The following is a 14,344-nucleotide window of genomic DNA, read 5'->3' on the forward strand; positions in this document are numbered from 1 at the left end:
GCCATGGCCGAGAGACGGCACTTTTCGCGAGCCTTTGCCGCTCGACAATGGCTACAGGGCGTCCTGTCCGACCGCCGCCATGATCTCTTCCGCTGCGACCCGCCCTGCCACGATCGCCCCCTCGATGTAGCCGGGATAGGAGGGTGACAGCTCCGAACAGGCAAACCGGATGCGTCCTGCGCCCGCGCGTAGCACGTCTTCGGCATCCTGCGCCCGCAGGTCGCAGACGGTATCGCTGTAGCCGCCGCCGCTCCAGGCGTCGCCGGTCCAGTCCCTCACCGCGATGGCGGTCGCCGTGCGGGCAGTCTCTCCCAGCGCGGTTGCAAGCTTTGCCAGTATCATCTCCTCAAGCGCCGCCGGCGGCATCGCCTGTGCCGCGATCGCGAGCGGACCGCCGACGAAGACCACCAGCGCGGCACCGAGCCCTTCGCGGCTGACGTCGCAGGCAAACAGCCCAGACGGATCGAGCCAGGACACCATGCCGCTCAGGCCGCGCTGGCGCCAGAACGGCCGCGGATAGCGCACCAGCGCCTTGATGACCGCCCCGCTCTTCCATACCGAAAGCGCCCGCCTGAGCGCAGCCGGCAGGTCCGGTTCGAAGCCGATGCGCGACGCGGCCACCGGCGGCACGGCGACAAGCACGTGCCTTGCGGAAAATAGAAGGTCCCCGGCCTGAACCTGGACGCGTTCCGCCCTCGCCGAAATCCGTGTAACCGGCCTGCCCGTCAGGACCCGGCCATCGAGACCCGCTGCCATGTCCTCTGCCAGCGAATGGATCGTCTCCCCGACGAAATACTCGATCTCCGATTGCCGGTTGGTGATCCGTCGGTCGTTGGAGACGAGGTACCAGAGCGGCAGTTCGCCGATCGGCCGGCACCACAGCCCCTCGACCGTCGAGCGGAAGGCTTTTGCGGCGTCGGTGCTGACGGGCTGCGCGGCCAGCCAGTCCGCAACGCTCATGCCGCCGATGGCCGGATCGCGCGGGTCGAGCGCCCGCATTCGCAGACGCAGGGACCGTGACTCGGCATAGGCCCTGTCCGGCGCGTCGATCTCCGGCTGGACGACGAAGGCGCCCTCGACCGGTGTCTGGACCAGCGTCTTGCCGTAGCGGCGGATCAACGCCATCACGTTCGTCATGTCGTCGCAGACAAACTGGCCGCCCTTATCGACGCGTGCGCCGTCCGCAAGGGTGTGCGCCTCGGCGCGCCCGCCGACGCGCATCTGCGCTTCCAGCACGGCAACATCAAAGCCCCGCTCGGCCAGCATGGCTGCGGCCGAGAGGCCTGTGAACCCGGCCCCGACGACGATCACGTCATGATGCTGCGCCATCAGTAGCCGGACTTGATCTTCTCGAACTCGGCGATCATCTTCTGGCGCAGTTCGGTCGGCAGCGGCGACTGGAACAGCGTGTCCTTGACGAACTCGTCGATGTCGCCATAGCCCTTCTGGTCCAGCAGCGCCGCATCGACCGCGGCCATCCCCTTGGCGTTCGAATGCCCATAACCCCAGGATTCGACCATGTAGTTGGCGACGGGCGGATCGGTCAGCGCGTTCAGATAGTCGTATGCCTTGTCTTCGCTACCCTCGCCGCCCTTGAGCCTGACGTAGCCGCAGACCCAGGTCGACAGTCCCTCGCCCGTGTCGCGCTTCATGTCGACGGGCACGCCGTCTGCCTGCAGCGTAACGGAGGTTTCGTTCCAGGCCCAGGCGAGGTCCACTTCGCCGCTCGCCATCGCCTGGCTCAGCTCGGTGTTGTCGGTCCAGTAGAGGCGAATGTTCTGGTGGACCTGGCGAAGGAAGTCCGACGCCTCCTTGAATTGCTCATCCGTCATCTGCGACCAGTCCTTCAGCCCGATCGCAAGGCTCGCCAGCGCATAGGCATCGTCGACATTGTCGCCGATCGAGACCCGATCCTTGAACTTCGGATCGGCGAAAGCCTTGAGCGATGCCACCTCCTCCGGCTTCACCGTGTCGGTGCGGTAGGTCAGCACGGTGTTTCCCCACTCGAACGGAATGAGCCAAGCGGTGCCGTCCTCCGATGTCATCAGGCCCTTCATCGCCTTGAACCCCGGAAGCACGTCGTTCCAGTTGTGAAGCTTCGACGTATCGAGCGGCTCCAGCAATCCCGCCTCCCGCCACTTCTCCACGCTCTGCGCACAGGGATGGGCGACATCGGCCTTGAAGCCGGCGCGCAGTTTCTGGAAGGCCTCCTCCTCGTCGCCGAAGAAGCTGAAGTCCGGCGGCGTCTCGTGTTTTTCCATAAAGGCGGGGAAGAAAGCCGGATCCTCGTAGCCGGACCAGTCGAAGACGGTGAGCCCGTCTCCGGCCTGTGCAGGCAGGGCGGTGGAGACCGAAAGTGCAGCGGCGAAAGCGGCAACGAGAAATTTGCCCGTCCTGTAGCTGATGCTCATGCTCATTCCCCTTTTTGATGTTGGCTATTTGGGTCCCGTTCGCGCGATATGCCTCGGGAACATGGCGGTGATGGCTTCGACGGCGGCCTCGTGGGCCTTCTCGCGGGTCAGCCCGTCGCCCATCATCAGGCGCAGCCAAAGGCCTTCCAGCATGGTCGAGACGGCAAGCGCCATGGGCTCGACGACATAGTCGTAGCCGCCCTCCTCCTTGAGGCGCGCACACAGGGAGACGACGATTTCCTGATACTTGACGTCGCGGGCGCCGCAGAGCGCCTGGTAGGTCGGCCGCGACTTCGCCTCGCCCCAGAAGGCGCACCAGGCGGCAAGCTTGCGCTTGGTGCAGATGCGGCGGTCGAAATCGGCCGCAACCAGCGCCCACAATTGGTCAGCCGGCCGCTCGCCCGCCTTTTCCAATGCGGAGTACCAGTGATTGGCATATTCGTCGGCCATGAACTGCAGCGTGGCAACGAGCAGCTTTTCCTTGCTCTCGAAGTGGAAGTTGACGATGCCGCGCGAAAGCCCGGCACCGTCTGCGACGTCGGCAAGCGTGGTGTCGGCATAGCCGCGCCTGGCAAGCGAATCGATCGTCGCCTCGATCAGTTGCAGCCGCCGCGTTTCCTTGGATGCCTTGCGGCCCTTCTTTTCGACTTCCGTCACGTCCTTCTGCGCCGCACCTGCCCGCATCTTCACCGCCGTTCTCATTTTGGGATTTCGCAGCGCCTCGTTCACGGATGGCCTCCGCCCGGCTTGCTGCCGCGCAGATGAGTGGGGCAATGCTCGCCGGTGTCAAGCACCTTCTGCATGGCGCCCCAGGTGCGGATGTTCTTTGCCACGTATTCCTCGCCGACGGCGGCCACGGCCTGCGCATGCAGCGGCCCCGACAGCCGCTCGAGCTCGCCGCGGGCGACCTCCCGATACCAGGCATTGCGGTTTTCCGCCGATACGTCGACGAAGCCCGCTGCCGTCATCGCCTGCAGATAGCGCTGCGGCGAGGCCATGCCGAAGCGCAACCCCTCGGCGGCGATGTAGTCCTGCATCTCGCTCGACGGCTCGCCGTCATGCGCGATCAGCCAGTCGGACGCGGCCAGCCGCCCGCCCGGCTTGAGCACCCGGAACAGTTCGGAAAACAGCCACTCCTTGTCGTCCACATGGATCATCGCGTCCTTGGAGAAGACGAGGTCGAACTCGTCGTCGTCGAAGGGCAGCGTTCCCGGCGGCGTGGCGATGAAGCGCACCTGCGCCGTCAACCCCTCGCGCACGGCGGCCAGCCGCGCCCGGTCGATCACCGGCTGCTCGACGTCGTAGCCGACCACTTCGGCAGGGTTGTACTTCTTGGCGATATGCAGGGTGATGCCGCCGGCTCCGCAGCCGAAGTCGAGCACCGACTTGCCGGCAAGATCGAGCCCGGAAAGCACGCGATCGACCTCCTCCGGGCCACCGGGCGAAAGGTATCCATCTCCCCAGACCACCGCCAGAAACCGGATCGCCGTGTCGTCATATTCGGGTTCGTGCTCCGCTCCGCTCTCGCTTTCCGCCGTCATGCGCCCCTCGAAACCAGCCACGTCCTCTTTGCGTCTGACACGAAATTTTACCGGATTATCAGCGGATTGCAACATACTTGCTGAATATTCATTCAAAATATCTGGACAAGCTTTTGGCTTTGATGCAGCCTTTTGGCAACTGAGGGAGAACGAGCATGCAGCGATATGACGTCCTCGTGGTGGGCGGCGGCCATAACGGCCTGGTCACCGCCTGCTACCTGCAGCGGGCCGGCCTGAAGGTCGCAGTGCTGGAGAAGAACGGCTGGGTCGGTGGCGCTGCCACCAGCCGCGAACTGACCCCCGGCTTCCTCTATTCCAACTGTTCCTACGTCTGCTCGCTGTTCCGCCCGGAGATCATGCGCGACCTGGAGCTGCCGAAACACGGCCTGCAGGTGGTCGCCTACGAGGGCGGCGCCGTGCTGACCCGCGACGGCGACTATCTCGCCTCCTACCGCGACCACGACAGCCACCGCCGCGAATTCGCCCGCTATTCGAAACGCGACGCCGAGGCCTACGAGCGCTACGCCCGCGACGTCACCCGCCAATGCCGCTTCATCCAGCCGCTTCTGATGCGCACCGCGCCAGATCCCTTCGGCTTCCGCCCGCGCGACATCGCCGAATTCGTCTACCTCGCGAAGAAATTCGGCGAGTTCAGCCCGAGCGAAATGGCCGAGACGCTGCGGTTCTGGACCATGTCGATCTCCGACTTCCTCGACGAGTATTTCGAGACCGACGTGATCAAGGCCTATCTGGCGATCTCCGGCATCATCGGCACGGCACTCGGGCCGATGTCGCCCGGAACGGCCTATGTGCTCCTGCACCACTACATGGGCGAGGTCGATGGCTCGGTCGGTGCCTGGGGCTATGCCCGCGGCGGCATGGGTGCGGTCACCCAGGCGCTCGCAAGCTCCTTCCTCGCATCCGGCGGCACGATCCGCACCGATGCGGAAGTCGCCAAGATCTTCTCCCGCGGCGGCCGTACCACCGGCGTCGTTCTGGAGAGCGGCGAGGAGATCCGCGCCGGTCTCGTCGTCTCCAACGCCGACGTGAAGCGCACCTTCCTGAAGCTCGTCGACGAGGCCGATCTGCCGGAAAGCTTCGTCCACCGGGTGAAGCACTTCAAGATGCGCGGCTCGTCCGGCAAGGTGAACATCGCCCTCGACAGCCTGCCGGAGTTCCCCGCCCTGCCGAAAGGCTCATCCTGCATCCGCGGCGACTTGCACTTCACCGACAGCATCGAGCGCATGGAACGCGCCTATGACGACTGGAAGGCCGGGCGCTGGTCGGCCGATCCCATGCTCGACACGATGATCCCGACCACGCTCGACCCGACCATGACCTCGCCCGGCAAGCATTTCATGAGCTGTTTTGTGCAATACTGCCCGCCGAAGGTGGAGGGCCGCGACTGGACCGATGCCGACCGCGCAGCCTTCGCCGAGACCGTCGTCAGCCAGATCGCCGACTATTCGCCCGGCTTCCGCGACCGCATCGTCCACATGGAGGTGCGCACGCCGCGCGAACTCGAAGCCGAAGTCGGGCTGACCGAGGGCAACATCTTCCAGGGCGAACTGACCTTCGACCAGTTGCTGTTCAACCGCCCGGTGCCCGGCTACGCACAGTACCGCAGCCCGATCGCCGGCCTCTACATCTGCGGCTCCTCCACCCATCCCGGCGGCGGCGTCATGGGCGCGCCCGGACGCAACGCCGCCATGGAGATCCTCCGCGACCTCAAGCGCAGCCCCGAAACGATGAGCAACGCCCATGACGTCATCTGATGCGCCCCTGAAATCTTCGAAGACACCCGCAAACGCCTACGACGCAATCGTCATCGGCGCCGGCCATAACGGCCTTGCCGCCGCCGCCAAGCTCGGTCGCAGCGGCCGGAAGGTGCTGGTGCTCGAGGCGGCGAACGCACCGGGGGGCGCGACCCGCGGACGCGAGTTCGCCCCGGGCTTCCGTTCCGCCGGCCTCGCCCACCTCGTCAACCGGCTTGATCCCGAGGTCGCCCGCGACCTCGGCCTGACGCTCACAGCAAAGCCCGGCCATGCCATGCCGACCGCAGTGCTCGACGGCATGAACGAGCCGGCGGTCCTGCGTGGCGCCTATGGCGAGACGATCGATGGGGTGACGCCCGAGGAGGCCGCAGCCTTTTCCCGCCTGCGCGACAAGCTGACCTTCCAGGCCGGCATCCTCAAGCGCTTCCTCCGCCGCCCGCCGCCGCAGCTCGGCGCGATCGGCATCGGCGATGTCTCGACACTCATGGCCGCCGGTATAGGCCTGATACGGAAGGGGCGCGCCGAGGGCCGCGACTTCTTGCGCATGCTGCTGATGAACGTTGCCGACGTCGCCGACGAATACCTCGACGACGGCCGGCTGAATGGGCTCCTGTCCTTCGACGCCACGCTCGGCATCCATCTGGGGCCTCGCTCGCCGACCTCGCTGCTCGGGCTCTACTATCGCCTGACCGGCGAAGTCGACGGCAGGGCCGGCGGCCAGTTTATCCCGGAGGGCGGAATGGCCGCCGTGGCACCCGCCTTCCTCAAGGCCGCCAAGGGTGCCGGCGTCACCGTTCGCTGCGGTGCGCGTGTCGGCCGCATCCTTGCCGATCGCGGCAGTACGCGCGGCGTCGTACTCACCGACGGCTCGGAACTGACCGCCCCCGTCGTCGTCTCGGCGATCCATCCGCAGGCGACCTTCCTGCATCTGGTCGATCCGGCCGAGACCGGCACCGCTTTCCTGCGCGCCATCCGCCATGTCCGCTCCGCCGGAAATGTCGCCAAGCTGGACCTGGCGCTCTCGCGCATGCCGAACTTCACCGGCCTCACCGGTCGCGACCATGCCGGCCGCATCGTTATCGTCCGTTCGATGACGCATGTGGAAGAAGCCTTCAACCCGGCCAAGTACGGCGAGTTCTCGCAGGACCCGGTGATGGAGATCGTTCTTCCGAGCCTTGCCGATGCCACGCTCGCGCCCGACGGGGCCTGCACGCTCTCGGCACTCGTGCAATACGCTCCCTACAAGCTGCAGCAGGGCTGGGAAGCCGGCAAGCCGGCCTTCCTGAAGATCGTGCTCGACATCCTCGAGCATCACGCTCCAGGTCTCGGGCGCACGATCGTCGCGGCCGATCTCAGCACGCCGATCGACATCGAGGCCGAATACAATCTTCCCGGTGGGCACTGGCACCACGGCGAATTGCAGGCCGACCAGCTGCTGATCAACCGCCCGACGGGTGCGGCGTCGGGCTATGCGACGCCGATCGAAGGGCTCTACCTCGCCAGCGCCGGCGCGCATCCCGGCGGCGGCATTTCTGGCCTCGCCGGATGGAACGCCGCCCGCCACATCCTTGCCGGAGGCACCCGATGAACGCCCTGACGAAGCCGCTGAATGCCACCGAAGCCCGCCGCACTGCCCGCAACCACATCCTCACACCCCGGCTCGAGACGCCGTTCCATCCACGGCTTGTAGCCCTCGACGAGGTCAACGACTGGTACAATTGGGCCGGCTACAAGGCGCCGCATTCGATCTTCGACGAGGAGCTGGAATATTTCGCCATCCGCTCCACCGCCGCGCTGTTCGACATCTCGCCGATGGTGAAGTACCGCATCACCGGTTACGACGCCGAGCGCTACCTGAACCGGCTGACGCTGCGCGACGTGCGCAAGCTCGGCGTCAATCGCGTGCACTACACCGCTTGGTGCGACGACCACGGCCATGTGCTGGATGACGGCACGCTCTTCCGGCTCGGCGAGAAGGACTTCCGCCTCTGCTGCCAGGAACGTCACCTGCCCTGGCTGCTGGACAGCGCCTTTGGCTTCGAAGTCGAGATCTTCGAGGAGACCGACGAGATCGCCGGCCTCGCCCTGCAGGGGCCGACAAGCCATGCGGTGCTGGCCGAGGCGGGCTTTGCCGGCACCGAGCGGCTGAAGCCGTTCGACATTGCAAGCTTCGCCCATGAAGGCGGGGCGGTCACGATCTCGCGCACCGGCTTCACCGGCGACCTCGGCTACGAGCTGTTCGTCTCCCGCGCCGCGGCCGTGTCGCTGTGGGACCGGTTGTGGAATGCCGGTGCCGAGCACGGAATCCGCGCCATCGGCTACTCCGCGCTGAACCGCACCCGCATCGAGGCGGGCTTCATCGTCGCCAATGCCGATTTCGTCACCGCCGAGGCAGCCCTTCGCGCCGACCGTGTCCGGCTGCCTGACGAGATCGGCCTCGACTGGCTGGTCGACCCGGACAAGCCGAACTTCAACGGCCGCCGCGCGATCCTCGACGCTCGCCGGAATCAAACTCTGAAGCACATCCTGGTAGGCCTTGAAATCGAAGGCAATATTTCGGCCGAACACGCGATCGTCTACCACCGCGGCAAGCGCGAGGCCGGCCTCGTCACCGCCGCCACCTGGTCGCCGACCGCCAAGCGCAACATCGCCATCGCCAGCCTGACGCGCCCCTACGGCACGAAGTTCGTCGACGACCTGTGGGTCGAGATCTACGCGATGCGCGAGCTGAGTTACCAGAAGATGATGAAGCGCGCGAAGATCGTCCCCCGCCCATTCGTGAAGCTGGCGCGGCGGACGGTGACACCGCCGGGGCTGCGATAAGGGAATTTGCAGCGGCGTGGGATGTGAGATGCAAAGCCGATGCAGGCGCCCCTCATCCGCCTGCCGGCACCTTCTCCCCGCAAGCGGGGAGAAGGGCGATTGCTGCAACGTCTCCGGCCCCTATACCGCCGGTGGCAGCAAGGACAGTCGTGGCCACTGCATTACCGGTCCGCCGGACAGAAAAAGTCAGGCGGCCACAACGTCTCCGCTCCCTCTGCCCGCCTGCGGCGAGAGGGGCAGGGTGAGGGGCATTTCAATCCACCCACCGTAAACGAGTGGACACTGATGGACGAAGAAACCCTTAAGCAATGGGAACTGATCCGGACACCCGCAGGCGTCGAATGGTCGGGGCGCGCCCGCTATGCGGCGGCAATGTACTTCTATCAGAAGGGAGCAATGGCTCCCGAGGTGCTGGAGGTCTACCGCATCTGCTCGCGGCTTGATTCGGAAGATCCGCTGTCGGTGCTGAGACGCTGGAAAATCGGCGAAGACTGGATCGAAAAGGTCGAGACAACGGCCAAATGACCTGTTGAGCGACCGCAGATAGCCGCCTCAAGGAAGCACGCCCGGCGGGCGCGGCGCGCCCGTCCGATTTACTTCGCCGCCTGAAGGCTGCCGATCAGCCGCCGCAGCCCTTCCCGCCCTTCGCTGGCCAGATCGAACCGGCGGCCGAACAGCAGCCATTCCGAGCAGATGCCCTTCATCATCCAGCGCAGCGCCGAGGCCGCGGACTTCGGTGTCCAGCAGGTGCCGAGCTGGCCCTTTTCCGCCGCACGCGCGAATGCCGCCTCCAGCGTCCGCATATGCCCGTCGTCCACGCTCTGCTGCTTTTCGAGCACCGCAGAGAGCTCGCCGGTATAATCGCAGCGAAGCAGGATCGAAAGGATGCGCTGTCGCTGCTCGTCATTGGCCAGCGTATCCAGCCACTCCGCCGCGACCCTCTCGATCACCGTCAGAACCTCAGCGTCCTCGGATTCGAGTTCACGCGCGACCATGTCCTCCTGCGGCAGCGGCACCGACTTGTAGAGTTCCATGAACAGATCGGTCTTGTTGGCAAAATGCCAGTAGATGGCGCCGCGGGTCACGCCAGCGGCATGGGCCACATCCTCCATCGTCGCGTTGGAGACGCCCTTCTTGAAAAACACCCGTTCGGCCGCGCAGATGATCTGCTGGCGCGTCGCCTCCGCTTCGGCCTTCGTCCGTCGCATCACACTTCCCCTTGCGGAAATGCCCGCCTTGCGGCGGGCATTTCTCTTCTCATTCGCCAGCCGCCGGTGCCGCTTCCGCGGCCGGCACTGTCTTCTTCTTTCCATAGCCGAACAGCTTCATCACGAAGACGAAGAAGACCGGGACGAAGAAGAGCGCCAGCACCGTCGCGCTGATCATGCCGCCGAGCACGCCGGTACCGATGGCGCGCTGGCTGCCGGAGCTCGCTCCTGTCGCGATCGCCAGCGGCACCACGCCGAGCGTAAACGCCAGCGACGTCATCAGGATCGGCCGGAAGCGCAGGTGGCATGCCTCAATCGTTGCATCCATCAACGACTTGCCGTCCTCCATCAGCTCCTTCGCGAACTCGATGATCAGGATCGCGTTCTTCGCCGACAGGCCGATGATGGCGATCAGGCCCACCTTGAAGTACACGTCGTTGGGCATGTCGCGCAGGGTCACGGCCACCACCGCGCCGATCACGCCGAGCGGAACGACGAGCATGACGGCAATCGGGATCGACCAGCTTTCGTAGAGCGCTGCAAGGCACAGGAACACCAGCAGGCACGAGAGGCCTATAAGGATGGGTGCCTGCGATCCGGACTGGATCTCCTGCAGAGACTGGCCGGTCCACTCGTAGCCGAAGCCCGGCGGCAGCTGCGCGACAAGCCGCTCCATCTCGGTGATGGCGTCACCGGACGAAAAGCCCGGCTTGGTGTCGCCGCTGATGCGCACCGATGGGTAGCCGTTATAGCCGACGGTCTGCGTCGGTGCCTTGATCCATTCGACCGTTGCGAACGCCGAGAGGGGAACCATCCCGCCATTGGAGTTACGCACGTTGAGGTTCAGGAGGTCGGCGATCTGCATGCGCTTGTTCTCGTCCGCCTGGACGGTCACGCGCTGCATGCGTCCCGCATTCGGGAAGTCGTTGACGTAGGTCGAGCCGAGGTTGGTCGCGATCGTCGAATTGATCTCGGCGAAAGTCACGCCGAAGGTATTCGCCTTTTCGCGGTCGATCACGACGTCCACCTGCGCCGCATCCGGCATGCCCTCGAAGCGGACACCTGCGAGCACCGGACTCTGGGCCGCAAGGCCGAGAAGCTGGTCACGCGCCTGCGACAGCGCCTGCTGGCCAAGCCCTGCACGGTCCTGCAGGCGGAAGGAGAAGCCGCCCGTGGTGCCGAGACCCTGGATCGGCGGAGGCGAGAGCGCAAAGCTGATCGCATCCTTGATCTGGCTCATCGCCATGGTGGCCCGCCCCGCGATCGCCTGCGCGGCATTCTCCGGCCCGCGTTCGCTCCAGTCCTTGAGCGTCACGAAGGCAAGGCCTGCGTTCTGACCGGCACCGAAGAACGAGAAGCCGTTGATCGCCACGATCTTGTCGACCGCCTCTTCCTGACCGAAGATCTTCTCGGTCTGCGCGATGACTTCGTCGGTACGGTGCCCCGTCGCTTCCGACGGCAGTTGCATCATGACGATGACGAAGCCCTGGTCTTCGTCGGGGAGGAACGAAGACGGCAGGCGCATGAACATGTAGCCGAGGCCGACGAGAATCGCGAGATAGATCACCATCACGCGTCCGGCACGGCGTCCGAGCCAGCCCACGCTGCCGCTATAGCTCCGCGAAGTCTTGTCGAAGCCGCGGTTGAACCAGCCGAAGAAGCCGCGCTTGGCATGATGATGCCCCTTCGGAACCTGTTTCAGGAAGCTGCCGCACAATGCGGGCGTCAGTGACAGCGCCAGGAAGGCGGAGAACAGGATCGACACCACCATGGTCAGCGAGAACTGCTGGTAGATGACGCCCACCGCGCCGGGGAAGAAGCCCATCGGGATGAACACCGATGCAAGCACCAGCGTGATGCCGATGACGGCGCCGGTGATCTGCTTCATTGCCTTGCGGGTCGCTTCCTTGGGGGTCAGCCCCTCTTCCGACATGATGCGCTCGACGTTCTCCACCACGATGATGGCGTCGTCGACGAGAATGCCGATCGCCAGCACCATGGCGAACATGGTGAGCACGTTGATCGAGAAGCCCATGGCGAACATCACCGCGCAGGTGCCGAGCAGTGCCACGGGAACGACGAGTGTGGGGATGATCGTGTAGCGTATGTTCTGCAGGAACAGGAACATCACGAGGAACACCAGACCGACGGCTTCCACGAGCGTGTGCAGAACCTTTTCGATCGACACCTTCACGAAGGGCGACGTGTCGTAGGGGATGGAGTACTCGAGCCCCGGCGGGAAGAACTGTGACAGTTCCTGCATGCGCGCCTGGATTGCCTCGGAGGTCGCCATGGCGTTGCCCGTCGGCGAGAGCTGCACGCCGATCGCTGCGGAAGGCTTGCCGTTGAGGCGCGTGCTGAAGGAGTAGCTTTCGCCACCCACTTCGATGCGGGCGACGTCACGCAGGCGTACGGCCGAGCCGTCCGCATTCGCGCGAAGCACGATCGCGCCGAATTCGTCCGGGCTGGACAGCTGCCCCTTGATGTTCACGGGTGCGGCGATCTGCTGGGTGATCGGGTTCGGTTGCGCACCGATGCTGCCGGCCGGAATCTGGGCGTTCTGCGCCTCGACCGCCGCCGTTACGTCGGCCGCCGTCATGTTCAGGCCGAGCATCTTGTCGGGGTCGAGCCAGATACGCATCGAGCGCTGGGTGGCAAAGAGCTGCGCGCGACCGACGCCGGGAACGCGCTGGATTTCGCTCAGAATGTTGCGGTTGAGATAGTCGCCGAGACCGATCGCATCCATCGAACCATCGGTCGAGGTCAGCGAGATGATCAGGAGGAAGCCGGAGCCGGCCTCTTCGACCTGTACGCCCTGACGGCGAACGGAATCCGGCAGCCGCGGTTCGACGCGGCTGATGCGGTTCTGCACGTCGACTGAGGCCTGGCTCGGATCCGTGCCGGGCGCGAAGGTCACGTTGATTTCGACCGAACCGGCAGCGCTCGACGTGGATTCGAAGTAAAGCATCCCGTCGACGCCGTTCAGCTCATCCTCGATAAGCTTGGTGACGCTCTGATAAGTGTCCTGCGAGGACGCGCCCTGGTAAGTAGTGCTGATCGAGATCTGCGGCGGGGCGACGTCCGGATACTGCGAGATCGGCAGCATCGGAATGGCTATGGCGCCGGCGAGCATGATGAAGATCGCCACCACCCAGGCAAAGATTGGCCTGTCGATAAAGAAACTTGGCATTATTCAGGCCCTCACTTCGCCTGCTCGGTCGCATCGGCGGCGGGAGCGCCGTCAACGGCACCCGTCTTGTCGGCATCGTCCGCCTTGGGCGCTTCGGCGCCGGCAGCCGGCGCATCCGCACCGGCGGCCGCGTCTTCCGGCTTCCAGTCAGCCGGAACCACTTCGGCGCCGGGCTGCACCTTCTGGAAGCCCTCGACGATCACCCGCTCGCCGTCCTTGAGACCGTCGGTGATGACCCAGCGCGTATCGACCGCGCGGCCGATGCGGACAGGCCGAATCCCGGCCTTGTTGTCGGCGCTGACGACGTAGACGTTGGCGGTGCCGGCGCTGTCGCGCTGCACGGCCTGCTGGGGAACGAGCACCACGCCCTTTTCGCTGCCCTGTTCGATCTGCACGCGCACGTACATGCCCGGCAGCAGGTCGTTGTCCGGGTTCGGGAACTCCCCGCGCAGCGTCACCTGCCCCGTCGAGGCATCGACGGCCGCTTCGGAGAAGAGAAGCTTGCCCGGCTGCGGGTAGGCGCTGCCGTCGTCGAGGAGAAGCCGCACATCGGCGGAGTTGTTCTCGATCAGGTCGCCCTCTTCGAGCGCCTTTCTCAACCGTATCAGGTCGGTCGCCGACTGAGTGAAGTCCGCATAGACCGGATCGAGCTGCTGGATCGTTGCCAGCGCCTCGGTGCCGGTCGAGCTGACGAGCGCACCCTCGGTGATGAGGGCCCGGCCGATGCGGCCGCTGATCGGCGCCTTCACATCCGCATATTCGAGGTTCAGCTTCGCCGTTGCGAGCCCTGCTTCGGCGATCGCCACATCCGCGTCGGCCTGGGCAAGCTGGGCCACGGCGTCGTCATACTGCTGCGCGGAAGCGACGTTCGACTTCTTCAGTTGTTCCTGCCGATCTGCCGATTGGCGCGCCTGCAACTGCACGGCCTTGGCGCGGCGCAGCGTGGCCTCGGCGCTGTCGACCTGCACCTGGAACGGCTTGGGATCGATGCGGTAGAGGACATCGCCTTCCTTGACGATCGAGCCCTGCTGGAACACCCGCTCTACGACGATGCCGCTGATCCGCGGCCGCACTTCGGCGGTGCGCGTCGCTGCAATGCGGCCGGGCAGTTCGTTGATGATCGGCACGGTTTCGGCGGTGGCCGTGATCACTGCCACCTGCGGCGGCGGAAAGCCGCCGGCGCCCTGCGCCTGCTCCTCCTTCTGGCATCCGGCCAGAACGAGAAGGCTGCTCATCGTTGCAATCACGAAAGGTCTCGTCAAACGCATGGGTTCTTCCACAAAGAGGGGTCGGCGCTGGCCTGACGGTCGAACATACCGCCGGAAGGCCTTGAAATGATTCGATGCGGAAGGCCGGTAGGCCCCCGCATCGCAGCTTTACAGTCAGGTGTGTATGT

Annotated in this window: 11 protein-coding genes; 4 read left to right on the forward strand and 7 right to left on the reverse strand. The window is 65.2% G+C overall.

From position 1 onward, the window contains the following. Positions 1–51: 51 nt before the first annotated feature. Genes HV823_RS15085 through HV823_RS15100 form a run of 4 tightly spaced genes read right to left on the reverse strand, consistent with a single transcriptional unit; the run spans position 52 to position 3,952 of the window. Positions 52–1,329 carry a flavin monoamine oxidase family protein gene (locus HV823_RS15085; protein WP_176950542.1) on the reverse strand — a complete coding sequence of 426 codons (1,278 nt, stop codon included), beginning with the start codon at positions 1,327–1,329 and terminating at the stop codon, positions 52–54. Then, entirely contained in the window at positions 1,329–2,411 is a 1,083-nt protein-coding gene (locus HV823_RS15090) for an extracellular solute-binding protein (RefSeq protein WP_176950543.1), read from the reverse strand. The genes HV823_RS15085 and HV823_RS15090 overlap by 1 nt, the downstream gene beginning before the upstream one ends. A gap of 24 nt (positions 2,412–2,435) precedes the next feature. Further along, a complete protein-coding gene (locus HV823_RS15095) occupies positions 2,436–3,113 on the reverse strand; it encodes a TetR family transcriptional regulator C-terminal domain-containing protein (RefSeq protein WP_176950596.1) in 678 nt (225 codons plus the stop codon). Between the two features lie 23 nt (positions 3,114–3,136). Continuing rightward, a complete protein-coding gene (locus HV823_RS15100) occupies positions 3,137–3,952 on the reverse strand; it encodes a methyltransferase domain-containing protein (protein WP_176950544.1) in 816 nt (271 codons plus the stop codon). A gap of 155 nt (positions 3,953–4,107) precedes the next feature. Between HV823_RS15100 and HV823_RS15105 the strand changes: the two genes are divergently transcribed. The 4 genes from HV823_RS15105 (at position 4,108) to HV823_RS15120 (ending at position 9,075) form a co-directional block, all read left to right on the forward strand. Further along, positions 4,108–5,727, forward strand: a complete 1,620-nt coding sequence (locus HV823_RS15105; RefSeq protein ID WP_176950545.1) for a phytoene desaturase family protein — start codon at positions 4,108–4,110, stop codon at positions 5,725–5,727. Further along, positions 5,714–7,315: a phytoene desaturase family protein gene (locus HV823_RS15110; RefSeq protein ID WP_176950546.1), complete on the forward strand. Its 1,602-nt coding sequence runs from the start codon at positions 5,714–5,716 to the stop codon at positions 7,313–7,315. Before HV823_RS15105 ends, HV823_RS15110 begins: the two co-directional genes overlap by 14 nt. Then, positions 7,312–8,550 (forward strand): aminomethyl transferase family protein, encoded by a 1,239-nt coding sequence (locus HV823_RS15115; protein WP_176950547.1) that lies wholly within the window; start codon positions 7,312–7,314, stop codon positions 8,548–8,550. The genes HV823_RS15110 and HV823_RS15115 overlap by 4 nt, the downstream gene beginning before the upstream one ends. Positions 8,551–8,835: 285 nt before the next feature. Then, positions 8,836–9,075: a hypothetical protein gene (locus HV823_RS15120; protein WP_176950548.1), complete on the forward strand. Its 240-nt coding sequence runs from the start codon at positions 8,836–8,838 to the stop codon at positions 9,073–9,075. Positions 9,076–9,143: 68 nt separating this feature from the next. On the opposite strand, the gene HV823_RS15125 is transcribed toward HV823_RS15120, so the two are convergent. The 3 genes from HV823_RS15125 to HV823_RS15135 are packed head-to-tail and all read right to left on the reverse strand — an operon-like array spanning position 9,144 to position 14,216. Further along, the gene (locus HV823_RS15125) at positions 9,144–9,758 is read right to left on the reverse strand and encodes a TetR family transcriptional regulator (protein WP_176950549.1); all 615 of its coding nucleotides are present in this window, start codon (positions 9,756–9,758) and stop codon (positions 9,144–9,146) included. A gap of 49 nt (positions 9,759–9,807) precedes the next feature. Next, the gene (locus HV823_RS15130) at positions 9,808–12,948 is read right to left on the reverse strand and encodes an efflux RND transporter permease subunit (protein WP_176950550.1); all 3,141 of its coding nucleotides are present in this window, start codon (positions 12,946–12,948) and stop codon (positions 9,808–9,810) included. Positions 12,949–12,959: 11 nt separating this feature from the next. Continuing rightward, positions 12,960–14,216 (reverse strand): efflux RND transporter periplasmic adaptor subunit, encoded by a 1,257-nt coding sequence (locus HV823_RS15135; RefSeq protein ID WP_176950551.1) that lies wholly within the window; start codon positions 14,214–14,216, stop codon positions 12,960–12,962. Positions 14,217–14,344 lie beyond the last annotated feature (128 nt).

This window comes from Mycoplana rhizolycopersici (assembly GCF_013378445.1).
Taxonomy (GTDB): Bacteria; Pseudomonadota; Alphaproteobacteria; order Rhizobiales; family Rhizobiaceae; genus Mycoplana; species Mycoplana rhizolycopersici.

Excerpts from the sequence above, each read along its gene's own strand:
- HV823_RS15085 (WP_176950542.1), bottom strand. The coding sequence starts at position 1,329 with ATGGCGCAGCATCATGACGTGATCGTCGTCGGGGCCGGGTTCACAGGC.
- HV823_RS15090 (WP_176950543.1), bottom strand. The coding sequence starts at position 2,411 with ATGAGCATCAGCTACAGGACGGGCAAATTTCTCGTTGCCGCTTTCGCC.
- HV823_RS15095 (WP_176950596.1), bottom strand. The coding sequence starts at position 3,113 with ATGAGAACGGCGGTGAAGATGCGGGCAGGTGCGGCGCAGAAGGACGTG.
- HV823_RS15100 (WP_176950544.1), bottom strand. The coding sequence starts at position 3,952 with ATGACGGCGGAAAGCGAGAGCGGAGCGGAGCACGAACCCGAATATGAC.
- HV823_RS15105 (WP_176950545.1), top strand. The coding sequence starts at position 4,108 with ATGCAGCGATATGACGTCCTCGTGGTGGGCGGCGGCCATAACGGCCTG.
- HV823_RS15110 (WP_176950546.1), top strand. The coding sequence starts at position 5,714 with ATGACGTCATCTGATGCGCCCCTGAAATCTTCGAAGACACCCGCAAAC.
- HV823_RS15115 (WP_176950547.1), top strand. The coding sequence starts at position 7,312 with ATGAACGCCCTGACGAAGCCGCTGAATGCCACCGAAGCCCGCCGCACT.
- HV823_RS15120 (WP_176950548.1), top strand. The coding sequence starts at position 8,836 with ATGGACGAAGAAACCCTTAAGCAATGGGAACTGATCCGGACACCCGCA.
- HV823_RS15125 (WP_176950549.1), bottom strand. The coding sequence starts at position 9,758 with ATGCGACGGACGAAGGCCGAAGCGGAGGCGACGCGCCAGCAGATCATC.
- HV823_RS15130 (WP_176950550.1), bottom strand. The coding sequence starts at position 12,948 with ATGCCAAGTTTCTTTATCGACAGGCCAATCTTTGCCTGGGTGGTGGCG.
- HV823_RS15135 (WP_176950551.1), bottom strand. The coding sequence starts at position 14,216 with ATGCGTTTGACGAGACCTTTCGTGATTGCAACGATGAGCAGCCTTCTC.